Source organism: Tractidigestivibacter scatoligenes, from assembly GCF_001494635.1.
Lineage (GTDB): Bacteria > Actinomycetota > Coriobacteriia > Coriobacteriales > Atopobiaceae > Tractidigestivibacter > Tractidigestivibacter scatoligenes.
In genome coordinates this window covers 294,567-309,615 of sequence record NZ_LOJF01000009.1, presented here as the reverse complement: position 1 = coordinate 309,615, position 15,049 = coordinate 294,567, and the positions used below count along the sequence as shown (strand labels likewise).

Below are 15,049 nucleotides of genomic sequence, written 5' to 3'. Positions count from 1 at the left end.
CGCGTCTTCGCAATGAGGGGGCAGCGCCCGTCTCACCTTTACAGCATTTTTCTTCAGCGTGACATGGTTCCTAGCTGGTAGACGATCGTTTGGATGTACGGCTGGGCAGGTGTGCAGATTGGCTGCGGCCACGAGAGGTGGTGTGCGCAGTCCGGATAGAACTCAGGCTCGAAAGCAAAGCCGGCGCGTGGCTGATAGGTGCCGCCGCCTTTGGCGTGGGCGTCGTCGAGCCAGTTTCCCGTGTAGAGGTGCGCGCCCGGCGTGGTGACGTATATCTCCAGCGTACGACCGCTTCTGGGGTCACGTGCCGAGAGGGCCAGGCGTGGTGGGGCACCCGGCTTCCAGTTGCGGATGCAGAAGCAGTGATCGTATCCGCGTGCCCGCCGCAGCTGCTCGTCATTACCGTCAATGTCGCATCCCAAGGTCTTTGGCTCGCGAAAGTCGAAGGGCGTTCCGTCGACGGGGCGAATCTCACCCGTCGAGACCGAGTCCTCGCGGATAGGGAGAAACTCGTCTGCCTCGAGGCGCACGACCGTTCCCATAGCGGTGCCAGCGTTGTGGCCTGCCAGGTTGAAGTAGCTGTGGTTGGTCATGTTCACAAAGGTGAGGGCATCGGTCTTGCAGGAGTACGAGACCGTGAGGCGCGTGGTCTCATCGGGAAGGTCGACAAGCGAGACCTCGCAGGTGAAGGTACGGTTGCCTGGAAGGCCAAGCTCGCCCTCGCCAAGCTGGCAGGTAAGGCGCACCGCGTTTCTCTTCTCGACTGCGGCTGCCCTCCATATGCGCTTGTGGAGCCCCGAGGTAAGGCTGGTGTGGAGGTTGTTGCGTTGGCCGGGTCCATCGTTTCTCGCAAGGTGGCAGGCGACGGCGGGGCCTATGGTCATCTCTGCCCCGTCCGTGCGGTTTGCGATGGGCCCTACGGTGGAACCGTGGCAGGCGGGGTTGTCGAAGTAGTCCTCGAGAGACGCCATCCCAAGGAGCACGTCTCCCGCCGTACCCGAGGCGTCTGGTACCTCGAGCGAGAGCAACGCTGCCCCAAATTCCATGAGCCTGAGGCGCGCCCGAGGAGTGCTGATTGTGAAGAGATGGACCTGCTCTCCCGTCGGCATACGCCCAAGGACCTCCGAGCTAACCATGGGGTCTCCTCTCACGTGCGATAATTGCCCAGTAAGCAGCAATTTGTGTAAAGCTGCTCGAATGCAAGCAGAGTTATGTTAACGTACTCAGCGACGTTGGGCGGCGAGAGTCTCGAGGTTTTTCGCGCTTGTCCGACGGACGGTAACTGGTGGGGCCCGACTGGGCAGATGCGTGCAGGAGAGGACCTGGGATGAGCGCGGTTCGCCACGACAGCTCGTATCATTTTGTCTCGATGGCAGACGTTGCTGAGAGGGCGGGGGTCTCTCAGCAGACGGTCTCTCGCGTGGTCAATGGACAGCCCAATGTGAGCGAGTCGACGAGGCGGGCGGTCCAGAAGGCCATGGACGAGCTTGGCTTCAGGCCAAACTTCGCCGGAAGGTCGCTCAGGAGCGGCAGGTATCGCTCCGTGGGGCTCTGCATCTACAACATAACAGAGTTTGGTAACCTCTCCACGCTCGACGGCATCATGACTGCTGCGCGGGAGCATGGGGATGCCATCACCATGGTCGAGATGGGCGACAACGATCCAGTCTCCCTCGAGCGCATGACCAAGCGCATGCTCTCACTGCCGGTTGACGCCATGATCATGAGCATGAGCATCAAGGCGGAGGACTTCGAATCCTTCCGCCCCAGCCCGGGATTTGGCACGGTCCTGCTCACCATGTACGAGCACCCCCATTGCACCACGGTTGACTCTGATCAGTACGGTTGCTCGATGCTCGTGATGGACCACCTGTTCTCGCATGGGCATCGCCAGGTGCGCTTTGTGGCCGGCCCCTCGTACTCCGTCGACTCCAACTTCCGCGAGCGGGGCTGGCGAGACGCGCTCGAGGTGCGTGGCATCGACGTTGCCGAGCCTCTGCGCGGGGACTGGACGGCTGACAGCGGCTACGAGGCTGGCGCGACACTTGTCGCCGACAAGGACATGACGGCTGTTTACGTTGCCAACGACCAGATGGCGCTCGGCGTCATTGCTGCGCTTGAGGATGCCGGCAGGAGGGTGCCGGAGGACGTGAGCGTGGTGGGCGTGGACGATTCGCTTTCCGCCTCGGTGCCGCACAACCGGCTCACGACCGTTCGGTTTGACCTCTTCTCGCGCGGACGTCGTGCTTTTGAGCAGGCGCTTCTCGGTACAAGTCCCAACTACCACATCCAGCAGATCAGAATCGCCGGAACGCTCGTCGAGCGCCAAACCGTCGCCGACCTGCGATGAGACAAAGATGAGACAAAGGGACAGTCCCTTTGTCTCATTCTTGCCGAGGATGAAAGAGGAGTACCTTGTGACGATCGCGCTCAAGGTGCATCGGTCACGCAGGGGCGAGCATGACCGTGCGACGACTGCTCATAGTGAGTCCCGGTCGGAATATCTATGGCGCGCACTTGGTGCTGCGCGGGGATAGGGGTCTCTTTGCCCTATGCCATCCTGCCGCCCCGCGCATCACGTTCACTTTGTAGGTGTTCCCCTCGAAAAACACCCCTGCTTTGTGCGGTGTACGTACGCGCTTTCTACCTTGATGCTAGTTGAGAGCTGCGAGGGTGTCCTCGCAATCCACCAGCAGGGCGGGATGCATGCAGCATCCCGCCAAGGAGAGGAGAGCGCAATGGGTGTTTCTGTTGACAGCAAGATCAAAGCGCTTGCGAAGAACGAGGCGGCTGCGGATATCATCTGCAAGTATTCGCCCGGCTTCAAGACCGACCCTCAGATGAAGATGGTGTATGGGCTCACTCTGAGGAAGCTCGCGAGCTTCCCCCAAGCCAAGGAACTTGCGGACCATCTCGACGAGATTGACGCAGAGCTCAAGGCCTTGGGAGACTAGGCGCTGGAACCATCGGCTGCCTTATAACGGGGAGTGCTACATCAGGGGGATGCTGCCGCTTTGGCTGTATCCCCCGAGCTGGTTTCTCAACTGGCCACGAAGCTCCAACGCTCGCAGTACCATCTCCAGTCGCAGCCGTTCGTCCGGGTCCTCCAGGTCTTCGTCCAAAAGCGAACGTATGCGCTCGAGGCGGTCTATGAGCGTGGAGCGATGGATGAAGAGAGCCTGGGCAGTGTGCGTGACGTTCATGTTGTGCTTCAGGTACTCGCTCATGGTCTGGACGTATGAGGTTGCAGAGTTCTTGTCGTGGGCAAAGAGCCGCCTAAGACCGCTCGTGAAGTACAGCTCGACGGGCATTTCTCCCGTGCAGTTCTCCAACAGCTCTGCGAGCGCATAGTCTTGGAATCGGTAGAGGGAGGGACCTTCCTGCAGGCAAGAGCCCTTGTCAAGGGCAATGCTCGCCTGTAGGAAATAGCTTCTTGCCTCAAGCGGGTTGCTCACATGATCGGACATCCCTGCCTTCATGTCTAGGGAGACGAGAATGGGGAGGAGCCTGCGCTCAAGCTCGTCTCTGCGACTCCCCTCTGGTGCAAGACGGTCGATGCGAATGAAGGCGGCAACCGAAGTCTGCTTGTACTCAAATGCGATTGTACCGGGGATGTCCTCCTCGAGCGAGTTGCAAATGTAGGACAGCGGGAGCTCCCGAGACCGCCTTTGGGGTCGCATCAGCACGCAAACGTAGGTGCCATTCGAGGATGCTGCCTGAAGGGCTGCGAGCTCCAGGGTGCCAAGGGGAAGGTTCTCTATCAGGTTGGAGAGGGCTCTCTTCAAAATGTCGTTGCGGGTCTCCGTTTTGCCTCTGGGTTGGGATACGCACCGAAGCACCATGCGCGCAAGATGCCTGGCGATGAATGAGTCGCCAGGACGCATGCTCCTGTCGTAATAGAGGAACGAGAGGCACCCGTGGTATCCATTAGCGTCGATGAGATTAACATTCAGGCTTTGTAGCTGGTCAAACTCAAGGGCGAAGGGCTCCTTTTCGCTCATTGAGAGATTGTAGGACGCAAGGTACTGGTCTACCTGCGAGAGGGGAAGCCTTCTGCCCGCCTCCTCTGCCGCGCCATCTGGGACGCCTTCTGGAGACTCCGCCGAATCCGCCCTCAGGCCTGTTGAGGCTATGCAGTCGAAGCTCGAGTCCACAACGATCATCGACGCAGGGGTGACTGCTGCGGATGCCTCGAGCATCGACTGGATTGAGCCGCCGTCTTCGAGTATCTGGTAGGTGTCGAGCACCCAGTTTCCAATGCGGAGAAACACCTGCTGGACTGCGGAGAAAACAGTGTAGAAATCAAGGCTCGGGCTAACGGTGATGACTGCGCAGTGCCTCCGAAACCAATCCAACCTCCTGGTGTCGCCTATGCAAAGCAGGGCGCAGCCTTGTCCAAGCTTGGTGAGACGGGGGAGACGGTCTGCGCTGGTTACGAAGATTCGTCCTCCCCGCAGCTCGGGGGCATCTGTTGCCAGGAGTTCGGGCGCCTCGAGCGTCTCCTCCAGGGGAGAGGCACCGGAGAGCTGCGCCTCGAACTCAGCCGGAAGGCCTTCGCAGATCAACTGAGGACTCACCTTCATGACAATCACCACATGCCTGGACATGACACCAAGTGCCGTTACGTAATGTGCTTGCCAATGTAGCAGACAGGAAGAGCCGAGCCGATCCATTCCGTCAAGGGGCCGACGTGTCTCGGTGGAAGGGCGACTGCCTCTCGGGACCAACAGATCGTAGGTGTCCCTCGAGGCACAATCCTCCAAACTGCCGCTGGCAGTAAATGCCCTCCAATTACATCCTCCATTTTATGAGGCACGTGCTGCCTTTCGGTTCGCATAGGAGGAGGAGTGGGTCATGGCACTAAAACAGAGGGTTGATCTCCATCGTGGTGTCGAGACGGCGTTTGGGAAGGTGATTCCCGAGAAGGAGGCGTATTCCTTCTGCCTCAGAACGATTGCCGCGTTCTCCGCAAACATCTTCCAGGTGATGCGCATCCTCAACGATGACTGGGAGGACCGGACTGCGCGAATCTGCGAAACCGCGAACATGATGAACTGCGCAGCGTGCTCGGGCTCCGAGGGTCAGCTCCAACAGTATCTCAATGCCTTCTACGACGAATGGAACATCCCGGAATTCGTAGACAGGGAGGCGTGGATAGGTGCCATATGGGGAGACTATGGTGATGAGGCAGAGGATATGGCTGGGCGCGTGATTCAATTCACGCGAAACCGTGTCGAGAAGGAGCTCGATTCCTGCCCTTGGGACATTGTCGGCTCCGAGATGTGCAACATGACAACGGCGATGTTTACCGCCAACTTCGACATCGCTGCAGGCGGTGAGCATGGCAAGATCACCAATGACGTCGCGTTGAACATGTGCGAGGCGCGTGGGTGCGGCGACCCCCACTGTCGTGTGGTCGCGGAGCGGCTCGATGCGTTTGGCCTGCATCACCAGGGCTGGCTTGACCACAGGGGCGAGTCCGCAGCTCCCGTTCACGATACGCCGCTGGAGCGTCGCGTGAAGCATGCCCAAGGCCTTCGAAACGGCCAGTATACGCAGACTTTTGGCGAGGAGCACTCCTTCGAGTGGCAGTACAACTGGGTTGCCCAGATGGGCTGGGTCTGGTCTATTTCGTTCCCGCTTATTGCAATCAGGGATATGGAGAAGAACGACGGAGACTTTGACCGCGTGCTTCCGATTGTCTTTTCAACGGCAGGCAAGAACCACTTTGTCGACCCATTTGCACGGGAGGGTCTCCGTGCGTGGCTCGACATCCCCCGCGAGGTGGGCGACAACGACCCGCGTGTCATGGGCGCCTACATTGGGGCCATCATGGGCTGCCAGCTTGTTCCCTTCGAGTGGGAGGCCTTCGACAGCGATGGCGTGACCATCAAGGTCTCAACCGATGACTTTAACGGCCGTTTCCCCATGGCTCCTCTCGACGAGATAACCGCCGGATACGAGGCTGAGTGGAACGGTGCCGTCAAGACGCTTGTCTCGCCCGAGTGGTCCGTCTGGATTGACGGGAAGGACGACGAGTACCAGTTCATCCAGATTGGCCGCAAGATCGATACACACATGGTGTAGGGGAGTGACGAATCATGCTGTTTAAAGACGATGAGGTTGCTCGTGCAGATGCGCTTGCAGTGAGGAAAGACTCCGGTTGGTATCGCTGGACCCACGACACGGTGGACGTAACGGGGGCAGACTCGACCGCCCTGCTCGACAAGCTTCTAGTCAATACCGTTGCTCAGTGCAACGTGGGGCGCGAGAAGTACACCACGATGCTCGACGATAGCGGTGGAATTATCGATGACCTTATGGCAATCCGCCTTGAGGAGAACCACTGGTGGCTCTCTACGCTCTACGGACCTCAGATGGTCCGCTGGCTGGGAGAGCATGCGGAAGGATGCGATGTCGCCTTCTCTGACATCACGCCAGAAATCGACATGTTCTCCGTGCAGGGGCCTCGTTCAGCAGAGGTGATGGACAAGCTGCTGGATGCTCCCGTCGATGAGCTGAAGCGCTTCCAGATTGTCGATGCCAGCATTGGTGGGATTTCGGTTCGCGTGGACAGAGGCGGCTTCACCGGCGAACTCGGCTATGAGATCTATTGCTCTCGCTCTGATTCCGACCAGATTCTCAAGCTCTTGCGTGACGCAGATTCTCGGGAGCTGCAAACGCTCGAGGTTTTCGTGAGGAGCCTACCCATGGAGAAGGGCATGGCCCTTAGGCAGGACTATCACCACCTGACGCCCTTCGAGGCAAACCTTGGATGGTCGGTGCATCTCGACAAGAAGGGTGACTTTGTGGGGCGCGCTGCACTGGAGAAGGCTCAGGAAGTTGGCCCGCGCTATGCGTTCGTCGGCGTTGAGATTGAGCGCGAGAGCTATGAGGACATATGCCAGAACGAGATAGTCCGCAAGCGCGGAATACCAGTCGGAAAGTGCCGCCAGATGATTTACGGCTACACCGTCGGTAAGAACATCGGCTACGCAATAGTCGATCCGAAGAGATGTCCCCTGGGGACCAAGGTGACCATTGGGCCAAATGACTCGCCCGCCGTCATCGTTGCTCCCAAGTGGTGCTAGGAGGGATATGCCATGTCTTCCATGAAGGGAAAGGTCGTTGTACTCGTTGGATGCGCTTCGGGGATGGGGGCAGCCACCCTCAAGATGCTTCTTGCCGATGGCGCAACGGTGATTGGATTCGACAACAACAGAGACAACATGGCCGATACGCTCGAGGAGATCTCCGAGGAGCTGCCCGAATTCAAAGGCAATCTTGAAATGGTCTACGGGGACGTAACGAGCTCCGAAGACCGTTCGGGTCTTGTTGCGGCGGCTCGCGAGAAGTACGGGCGAATCGACAGTCTGCTGTATGTCGCCGGGGTCCTCGACCTCATGTGCCCTGCTCACAAGACAGATGATGCACTTTGGCAATATGTCATGGATGTGAACTGCAACGATTGCTTCTACCTTGTTCGAGACTGCCTTCCCATGCTGCTCGATCATGAGGGGCCTGCAGCAAATGTTGTGATAGTCGGTTCGGTGGGCGGACTGTATGGCTCCACTGCGGGGGCGGCATACGTAACCTCAAAGCACGCAGTCCTTGGCCTTGCGCGAAATCTTGCATGGTCGTATCACTGGCGCAACCTTAGGGTGAACGTCGTAAACCCGGGGGCAATACTCTCCGGCATCCTGGGGAACGCTATGGAGAAGTGGCCAGATCGCGACGTCATGGATTCCGAGGGCAACGAGCTGTACAACGTTCGCGGGGGAGTTTCACTGGGTCACGATGCGGACGGCAACACCATGATGGGAACGCCAGAGGACATTGCAAGGGCAATACTGTTCCTTCTCGATGATGACAATGCCTATGTGAATGGTGCCCAGATAACCGTGGACGGTGGCTGGACCACCTTCTAGCCCATGATGCGAAGATAACTGCAAGGGTGGGCCCGCTCTTCTGGGCGGGCCCTTCTCTAGGCAATTGGCTGCCTGGTCGCGAGGATTTTTGATGCGCCGTTAGGTGAGCAACGAGTCTTTCACGGCTTGGCTATCCGTTCTCGGTGGTATCCACGTCTCATCCTGGATTCTTGCGATGGCGACGTGGCCCGGAGCGACACGAGTATCACGTCATTCTCAAACGGTATTCCCATTCGCTCACACCGCAGGTAAGGTTGAGCTAACGAGGGGCAGAGCGCCTGGTCAAATTGAACGGTTTTCTGCACCTCGATTTGTATTGTTTTGACATTGAGAGGTGCGTGGCAGGGCCGTAGCATCTCCTTGCAAGCGACGGGGAGACAGCCTTGGTTCGTTGGTATCTCAGGTGCGTTCACTCGGTAGTATCCATGTTTCATCTTGGATTCTTGCGATGGCGACGTGGCCCGGAGCGGCACAATGGGACGCGGTCAGTTCGTCCCGTGAAACTCGGTAACCGTTGGCGTCGACCAGCGCCATAAAGCGAAAGGAAGTCAGGAGATGGCAAAGTCAGATATCGAGATTGCCCAAGAGGCGAAGATGCTCCCCATTACCGAGGTCGCCAAGAAGGCGGGGTTGGGTCCCGAGCAGCTGGAGCTCTACGGAAACTACAAGGCAAAGGTGGACATCCACGCCTTTTCCAATACGCCCATGAAGGGCAAACTCATTCTGGTCACCGCCATCAACCCCACGCCCGCAGGCGAGGGCAAGACCACCACGTCCGTGGGACTTGAGGACGCCCTCTGCAAGATGGGCAAGAACGCCATGCTCTGCCTGCGCGAACCTTCGCTTGGCCCCGTCTTTGGCATCAAGGGTGGCGCCGCGGGTGGCGGGTACGCCCAGGTTGTCCCCATGGAGGACATCAACCTGCACTTCACCGGTGACTTCCACGCCATTGGCGCGGCCAACAACCTCTGCGCCGCTATGCTGGACAACCACATCAAGCAGGGCAACACCCTTGGCATCGACCCGCGCCGCATCGTTTGGAAGCGCTGCGTCGACATGAACGACCGCCAGCTCAGGAGCATCGTCGACGGCCTGGGAGGCGTTGCCAACGGCATGCCGCGCGAGGACGGTTTCGACATCACCGTGGCCTCCGAGGTCATGGCCTGCTTCTGCCTGGCCACCGACCTCATGGATCTCAAGGCGCGTCTCGGTCGCATGGTCATTGCCTACACCTTTGACCGTAAACCCGTCACGGTCCACGACATTCACGCCGAGGGTGCCATGACGGCGCTGCTCAAGGATGCCATCAAGCCCAACCTTGTGCAGACGCTCGAGAACAACCCCGCCTTTGTGCACGGCGGACCGTTCGCCAACATCGCGCACGGCTGCAACTCCGTCGAGGCAACAACCACAGCCCTCAAGCTCGCCGACTACGTGGTGACCGAGGCAGGCTTTGGCGCAGACCTTGGCGCCGAGAAGTTCCTTGACATCAAGAGCCGCTACGCCGGCCTGCACCCCTATGCCGTCGTGCTGGTTGCCACCGTCCGTGCGCTCAAGTACAACGGCGGCGTCCCCAAGAACGAGCTCACCGCAGAGAACCTCGACGCCGTCAAGGCAGGTCTTCCCAACCTGCTCCGTCATGTCTCCAACATCAAGGACGTCTTCAAGCTTCCGGTGGTCGTTGCCATCAACGCATTCCCCACGGACACCGCTGCCGAACTCAGGCTCGTCGAGGACGAGTGCAACAAGCTTGGCGTGAACGTTGCCCTCTCCGAGGTCTGGGCAAAGGGCGGCGAGGGTGGCCTGGCGCTTGCCGAGGAGGTCGTGCGCCTCTGCGAGCAGCCCAACGACTTCCAGTTTGCCTACGATCTTGATGACACGATTGCCAACAAGCTCAACGCCATCGCCACCAAGATCTACCACGCCGACGGCGTGGACTACACCACCAAGGCGGCCAAGCAGCTCAAGGAGCTGGAGGAGCAGGGCTTTGGCAAGCTTCCCATCTGCGTTGCCAAGACGCAGTACTCCTTCACCGACGACCAGCACAAGCTCGGTGCCCCCGAGGGCTTCCGCATCACCGTGCGCAACCTCAAGGTCTCCGCAGGCGCAGGGTTTATCGTGGCGCTCACGGGCGACATCATGACGATGCCCGGACTCCCCAAGGTGCCGGCCGCCGAGAAGATCGACGTGACGCCTGACGGCAAGATCGTCGGGCTGTTCTAATACCCCTGGGGGCGGCCCCGGAAATCACGCGAAGGTGCTTCGCGCTTTGCGCTCAGAAACCTTCGCTTAGATTTTCGGGGCCGCTACCAAAGACTCAAGCAGCCCGACGCGGTTGGCCCCCCTGCGGCACGTCGAGCTTATCGGCGGGCACCTTGGGGAGTCGCTTGGGCGCACTTCTAAAATTGGTTCGATTGTTTATCCTCTGGGTGGAGGGTTAATGGATACTGTTGCGGATTTGCGGTTGGGAGAGTTCTCGGGCGTGCTCGCATCCAAGGCCCCTGTGCCTGGCGGGGGTGGGGCCTCGGCGGTCGCCGCTGCTGTGGGTGCCTCGCTTGGGCAGATGGTCGCGAGTCTCACGCTTGGCAAGAAGAAGTACGCGGACGTCCAAGGGCGCATCGAGGAGCTCATCCCACGCTTCGAGGCAGTCCGGGCGGACCTTCTCGCCCTGGCAGACGAGGACGCCAAGGCGTTCGAGCCGCTCTCGCATGCTTATGGTCTCCCCAGGTCGACCGAGGAGGAGCGGGCGCACAAGGCCGAGGTCATGGAGGCCGCGCTTCGGTGTGCCTGCGAGCCACCGCTCAAGATCATGGAGAAGACCTGCGAGGCGATCGACCTTGTTGACGAGGTGAGCCTCATTGGCACGAGAATCGCGATCAGCGACGCTGGCGCCGGCGCCACGCTTCTCTCGGCTGCGCTCAGGGCGGCGAGCCTCAACATCTTCATCAACGCCAAGTCGATGACAGACCATGAATACGCTGCGGACCTTCTGTCCCGCACGCAGGAGATGCTCGACGAGGGGTGCAAGAAGGCAGACAATGCCTACCTGCGCGTAGAGAGGGGAATCCGTTGGCCCAGCAGATAATGAAGGGAGCGCCGGTCGCAAAGGCGCTCACGGAACGACTTGTGCCTCAGGTGGAGGAGCTGGTCTCCCAAGGCGTGCGTCCCACGCTTGCCATCGTGCGCGTGGGGGAGCGGGAGGACGACCTCTCCTACGAGCGCGGGGCGACAAAGCGAGCGGATAAGGTGGGTCTCGGCCTGCGCAAGTTCGTGCTGCCCGCGGATTGCTCACAGGAGCGGCTTGCCGGCGTGATCCGCGAGGTCAACGAGGATGCGTCCATCCACGGTTGCCTTCTCTTCCGGCCGCTTCCCAAGACCTTGGACGAGGCTGCCATCTGCGCCTTGCTCGACCCCGCAAAGGATGTGGACTGCATCACGCAAGGCTCCCTCTATGGCGTCTTTGCAGGCCAGCCGGTTGGCTTTCCGCCCTGCACCGCCGAGGCCGTGGTCGAGCTTCTCGACTACTACCAGGTTCCGCTCGAGGGTGCCAAGGTGACTGTGGTTGGCCGCTCGCTCGTTATAGGTAAGCCTGTCTCGATGATGCTCCAGGCGAGAAACGCCACCGTGACCATGTGCCACACCCGCACGCGCGACCTTGCGGCTGCCTGCCGAAACGCGGACGTCGTGGTTGCTGCGGCAGGTCACATCGGCACGGTTGGGGCTGCGTGCGCCTCTCCCCAGCAGGTGGTGGTCGACGTGGGCATCAACTGGGACGAGAAGGCAGGCAAGCTTGTGGGCGACGTGGACTTCGATTCCGTCGAGCCCGTCGTGCGCGCCATCACGCCCGTTCCGGGCGGCGTTGGCTCTGTGACCACGGCGGTGCTTGCCAAGCACGTGGTCGAGGCGGCTCAAAGGACAGTGAGGTAGCGGTGGACTATCGCGAGGACGAGGACTACGACCTTCCCGAGCAGACCGAGGGCCCCGGCAGGTCCTCCGAGCTTTCGTATGGGAAGCTGGACAAGCCGCGCGTCGAGGCTGCCGTGAGGGAGCTTCTCGCTGCCATTGGCGAGGACCCAGACAGGCCAGGGCTTGTGGGCACGCCGGATCGCGTGGCAAGGGCATGCGAGGAGATATTCGGCGGCATGCAGGAGGACCCCGGCCGCTACCTGCGTAAGCAGTTCCACGAGCCCGGCAACGAGGAGATGGTCGTCGTTCGAGACATCCCCTTCGCGTCCATGTGCGAGCATCACGTCCTTCCCTTCATGGGGAAGGCCAGCGTCTGCTACATCCCGCGGGACGGGCGCATCACGGGCCTCTCGAAGATCGCCCGGTGCGTCACGGGCTACGCCCACAGGCTCCAGCTGCAGGAGCGGCTTACGAGCCAGATTGCCGACGCCATGGTGCGCGAGCTTGATCCTCTCGGCGTTCTTGTCGTGGTCGAGGCGGAGCACACCTGCATGACCATCCGCGGCATTCGTACGCCCGGCGCCAAGACCGTGACCTCGGCCGTCCGTGGTTGCCTCAAGACCGACTCCAAGAGTCGTGCAGAGGCCTTAAGGCTCCTGGGGCTGTAGTCGAGCGGCTTCTCTCATGCCTCTACAACTGATGTACTTGTGCGTTGGACCCGGGGCGCCTGGGTCCCAGGGAGGTTTGTGCCATGGCTATGCATGGTGGTGGCGGTTCTCCGATGAATACGAGTTGGGAGTGTCTCTCAACTCCGCAGGTGCTTCACAAGGCGGCGGACGTGGGGGAAATCAAGGTGTCTTCCCCGCCCGGGCGGTCGTTTCTCCTCGCCGTGATGGCTGGCCTCTTCATAGCCACGGGTGCCGCCTGCATGCTCGTTGTGAAGTCTGACTCTAGCCTTGGGTTTGCTTCCTCGCAGATCCTAGGCGGCGTGGTCTTCTCGGTTGGCCTCGTCCTTGTGGTCGTAGCTGGGGCCGAGCTCTTTACCGGCAATAACCTCATGGTCATTGGGTGCCTCTCTCGCCGATATAGCCCTGGGAAGCTCGTAGGCTCCTGGCTCATGGTCTACGCGGGCAACTTCTTGGGCTCGCTCCTTCTCGTCCTCATCCTTGTGGGCTCAGGCTTTGCGGGTCTCAATGGCGGTGCGGTTGGCGTTGCCGCAGCAGGTGTGGCCTCGTCAAAGGCATCCCTCCCGCCAATTGCGGCTTTCTGTCGGGGAATTGCGTGCAACGTGCTGGTGTGTCTTGCGGTCTGGATGTCGTTCGCTGGGCACTCCATTGCCGATAAGTTCTTTTCCTGCGTGATGCCGGTCATGGCCTTCGTTGCGTCCGGATACGAGCACTGCGTGGCCAACATGTTCTTTTTGCCATATGGGCTCATTGTCCAGGCGCTGGGCCAGGGAGGGGATGCCATGGCTGTCCCGCTTGCGGGCGCATGCTCCAACCTCCTCTGGGTGAGCCTTGGCAATTTGGTTGGCGGTGCCATGCTTATTGGCTGTGGATACTGGCTTGCCTACCGCAAGGACATGGCTGCCGGTGTACGTTCGAATGGCTAACCTAGGGTGGCATTTCCAAGAGCTGCACGCATCATCCGCATCGAAAGGGCGATTACTAGCATGTACAGGCTTCCGTTTGACGTTTCCCCAACAACCTACGACGAGGCACTGGCAACGCTGCACTCCGCGCTGCGTTTTGGCATTTGCCCCATGCTCGAGAGCGTCGAGGACATGCTGACGGAGCTGGGGGACCCTGACCTTGCCTTTCAGGGCGTGCAGATAGCAGGCACCAACGGCAAGACGTCAACCGCGCGCTTTACAGCGGCGATTCTGCGCGGTGAGGGCCTCCGGACTGCGCTCTACACCTCGCCCGAGCTTGTGAGCTACACCGAGCGCATGGAGGTTGACGGCCGTCCCGTCTCTGGGGGTGCGTTTGCGCGCGGCATCGCGGCAGCCTTTGAGGCTGGACAGCGCGTGAATGCGCGCCGCACGGCAGCGGGAGAGAGGCCGTACGACATCACCGAGTTCGACCTGCTCACCGTTGCGGCATGCGTGGTGTTTGCCGAGGCAGGCGTGGACGTTGCGGTGCTCGAGTGCGGCATGGGAGGACGCTGGGACGCAACCTCTGCCGTAAAGTCAATCAAGAGCGTTGCCATCACGGGGATTGGCCTCGACCACATGCGCATCTTGGGCGACACCTTGGAGAAGATCGCTGGCGAGAAGGCCGCTATCATCAAGCGCGGTCGCACCTGCGTGCTTGGGGTGGGAACGGCCACGCCCGATACCATGGAGGACGTGTTTCTCGACCAGTGCGTCAGCGAGGGCGTGGTACCCACGCTCCTGCGTCCCGAGGACCTGGCAGACGCGGCGGGGGAGATGCACCCCGGCGTGCCCCGTGCGCACGCCGACCTCCCCCATGCGACGTATCGCGTGACCGAACGGCCAAACCGTATTGGCGGCTCGCTTGTTCTCGACGTGCGTACTACGCGCTCGTCCTACGCAGAGGTGAGTGCCCTCAAGCCCGTCTACCAGGCAGCAAACATTGCGTGCGCGCTACAGCTGGCCGAGGACTACCTTGGCCGGCCGCTAGACGCCGAGAAGCTCTTTGATTCCGTGGTGACATGTCCCACGCCGGGTCGCTTCGACGTCCTGCGTCCCGAGCCCGTGGTTCTTGTGGACGCGTGCCACAATCCGCAGAGTGTGCAGACCTTCCTCACCGCCGTGCGAGCCGTTGCCCCTAAGGTGGAAGAGCGTCCCTCGCTTCTCTGCGCTGTTCTAGCTGACAAGGATGTCGAGGGCATCGTCCGGCTGCTTGCTCCGGAGTTCCCTCGCGTCTACTGCGCCCAGACCTCCTCGCCGCGCGCTCTTTCTGCAGGTGAACTCGCCGCGTCCTTCTCGCATGCGGGCAATGCGCCCGTCGCCACGTTTGCCTCTATTCCCGAGGCAGTGAGTGCACTTGAGGGCGAGTCGTATGTGGCCTGCGGGTCAATCACTACTGCCGGCGAGGTGGCGGGCATCTTTCGCCCCGGCGTACAGGCTCGCGGATAGGTCCTGTGCGTAAGCCGTCTACCACCCATCTGGTTGCATCCGCGAACTACTCGCGCCGGTGCCTGGTCCAACTACGATAAAATTGCGGCCAGTATGGTTGCATTTTCGATGGGAG

At 60.6% G+C, this 15,049-nt stretch carries 13 protein-coding genes; 11 read left to right on the top strand and 2 right to left on the bottom strand.

What is annotated here, in order from left to right:
• Window positions 1-53: 53 nt before the first annotated feature.
• The gene (locus AUL39_RS05900) at window positions 54-1,136 is read right to left on the bottom strand and encodes an aldose epimerase family protein (protein ID WP_059054641.1); all 1,083 of its coding nucleotides are present in this window, start codon (window positions 1,134-1,136) and stop codon (window positions 54-56) included.
• A 191-nt stretch (window positions 1,137-1,327) separates the two neighbouring features.
• Here AUL39_RS05900 and AUL39_RS05895 point away from each other — a divergent pair, with 191 nt between their 5' ends.
• A complete protein-coding gene (locus tag AUL39_RS05895; RefSeq protein WP_059054639.1) occupies window positions 1,328-2,350 on the top strand; it encodes a LacI family DNA-binding transcriptional regulator in 1,023 nt (340 codons plus the stop codon).
• A gap of 301 nt (window positions 2,351-2,651) precedes the next feature.
• Window positions 2,652-2,954, top strand: coding sequence for a hypothetical protein (locus AUL39_RS05890; protein WP_201783923.1), 303 nt, complete (start codon window positions 2,652-2,654; stop codon window positions 2,952-2,954).
• 36 nt (window positions 2,955-2,990) lie between these two features.
• Here AUL39_RS05890 and AUL39_RS05885 read toward each other — a convergent pair whose 3' ends face one another.
• Window positions 2,991-4,607 carry a PucR family transcriptional regulator gene (locus AUL39_RS05885; protein WP_160327041.1) on the bottom strand — a complete coding sequence of 539 codons (1,617 nt, stop codon included), beginning with the start codon at window positions 4,605-4,607 and terminating at the stop codon, window positions 2,991-2,993.
• A 247-nt stretch (window positions 4,608-4,854) separates the two neighbouring features.
• Here AUL39_RS05885 and AUL39_RS05880 point away from each other — a divergent pair, with 247 nt between their 5' ends.
• From AUL39_RS05880 to AUL39_RS05840, 9 genes are all read left to right on the top strand, one after another.
• Complete coding sequence (locus AUL39_RS05880) at window positions 4,855-6,087, top strand: hypothetical protein (RefSeq protein WP_059054635.1); 1,233 nt, start codon at window positions 4,855-4,857, stop codon at window positions 6,085-6,087.
• A gap of 14 nt (window positions 6,088-6,101) precedes the next feature.
• Window positions 6,102-7,091, top strand: a complete 990-nt coding sequence (locus AUL39_RS05875; protein ID WP_059054633.1) for an aminomethyltransferase family protein — start codon at window positions 6,102-6,104, stop codon at window positions 7,089-7,091.
• Window positions 7,092-7,103: 12 nt separating this feature from the next.
• Complete coding sequence (locus AUL39_RS05870; protein WP_059054631.1) at window positions 7,104-7,928, top strand: SDR family NAD(P)-dependent oxidoreductase; 825 nt, start codon at window positions 7,104-7,106, stop codon at window positions 7,926-7,928.
• A 555-nt stretch (window positions 7,929-8,483) separates the two neighbouring features.
• Window positions 8,484-10,151: a formate--tetrahydrofolate ligase gene (locus AUL39_RS05865; protein ID WP_059054629.1), complete on the top strand. Its 1,668-nt coding sequence runs from the start codon at window positions 8,484-8,486 to the stop codon at window positions 10,149-10,151.
• A gap of 217 nt (window positions 10,152-10,368) precedes the next feature.
• On the top strand, window positions 10,369-11,013 hold the full coding sequence (locus AUL39_RS05860; protein WP_059054626.1) for a cyclodeaminase/cyclohydrolase family protein: 645 nt from the start codon (window positions 10,369-10,371) through the stop codon (window positions 11,011-11,013).
• Window positions 11,013-11,855 (top strand): bifunctional 5,10-methylenetetrahydrofolate dehydrogenase/5,10-methenyltetrahydrofolate cyclohydrolase, encoded by an 843-nt coding sequence (locus AUL39_RS05855; RefSeq protein WP_059054624.1) that lies wholly within the window; start codon window positions 11,013-11,015, stop codon window positions 11,853-11,855. Before AUL39_RS05860 ends, AUL39_RS05855 begins: the two co-directional genes overlap by 1 nt.
• 86 nt (window positions 11,856-11,941) lie before the next feature.
• The gene (gene folE, locus AUL39_RS05850) at window positions 11,942-12,502 is read left to right on the top strand and encodes a GTP cyclohydrolase I FolE (protein WP_059054899.1); all 561 of its coding nucleotides are present in this window, start codon (window positions 11,942-11,944) and stop codon (window positions 12,500-12,502) included.
• Between the two features lie 83 nt (window positions 12,503-12,585).
• Complete coding sequence (locus AUL39_RS05845; protein ID WP_082667272.1) at window positions 12,586-13,446, top strand: formate/nitrite transporter family protein; 861 nt, start codon at window positions 12,586-12,588, stop codon at window positions 13,444-13,446.
• Between the two features lie 60 nt (window positions 13,447-13,506).
• Window positions 13,507-14,934: a bifunctional folylpolyglutamate synthase/dihydrofolate synthase gene (locus AUL39_RS05840; protein ID WP_059054619.1), complete on the top strand. Its 1,428-nt coding sequence runs from the start codon at window positions 13,507-13,509 to the stop codon at window positions 14,932-14,934.
• The last annotated feature ends 115 nt before the right edge of the window (window positions 14,935-15,049 follow it).

What these genes read in the sequence shown, in the direction of transcription:
- AUL39_RS05900 (WP_059054641.1), bottom strand. Translation starts at nt 1,136, where the DNA reads ATGGTTAGCTCGGAGGTCCTTGGGCGTATGCCGACGGGAGAGCAGGTC.
- AUL39_RS05895 (WP_059054639.1), top strand. Translation starts at nt 1,328, where the DNA reads ATGAGCGCGGTTCGCCACGACAGCTCGTATCATTTTGTCTCGATGGCA.
- AUL39_RS05890 (WP_201783923.1), top strand. Translation starts at nt 2,652, where the DNA reads ATGCTAGTTGAGAGCTGCGAGGGTGTCCTCGCAATCCACCAGCAGGGC.
- AUL39_RS05885 (WP_160327041.1), bottom strand. Translation starts at nt 4,607, where the DNA reads ATGTCCAGGCATGTGGTGATTGTCATGAAGGTGAGTCCTCAGTTGATC.
- AUL39_RS05880 (WP_059054635.1), top strand. Translation starts at nt 4,855, where the DNA reads ATGGCACTAAAACAGAGGGTTGATCTCCATCGTGGTGTCGAGACGGCG.
- AUL39_RS05875 (WP_059054633.1), top strand. Translation starts at nt 6,102, where the DNA reads ATGCTGTTTAAAGACGATGAGGTTGCTCGTGCAGATGCGCTTGCAGTG.
- AUL39_RS05870 (WP_059054631.1), top strand. Translation starts at nt 7,104, where the DNA reads ATGTCTTCCATGAAGGGAAAGGTCGTTGTACTCGTTGGATGCGCTTCG.
- AUL39_RS05865 (WP_059054629.1), top strand. Translation starts at nt 8,484, where the DNA reads ATGGCAAAGTCAGATATCGAGATTGCCCAAGAGGCGAAGATGCTCCCC.
- AUL39_RS05860 (WP_059054626.1), top strand. Translation starts at nt 10,369, where the DNA reads ATGGATACTGTTGCGGATTTGCGGTTGGGAGAGTTCTCGGGCGTGCTC.
- AUL39_RS05855 (WP_059054624.1), top strand. Translation starts at nt 11,013, where the DNA reads ATGAAGGGAGCGCCGGTCGCAAAGGCGCTCACGGAACGACTTGTGCCT.
- AUL39_RS05845 (WP_082667272.1), top strand. Translation starts at nt 12,586, where the DNA reads ATGGCTATGCATGGTGGTGGCGGTTCTCCGATGAATACGAGTTGGGAG.
- AUL39_RS05840 (WP_059054619.1), top strand. Translation starts at nt 13,507, where the DNA reads ATGTACAGGCTTCCGTTTGACGTTTCCCCAACAACCTACGACGAGGCA.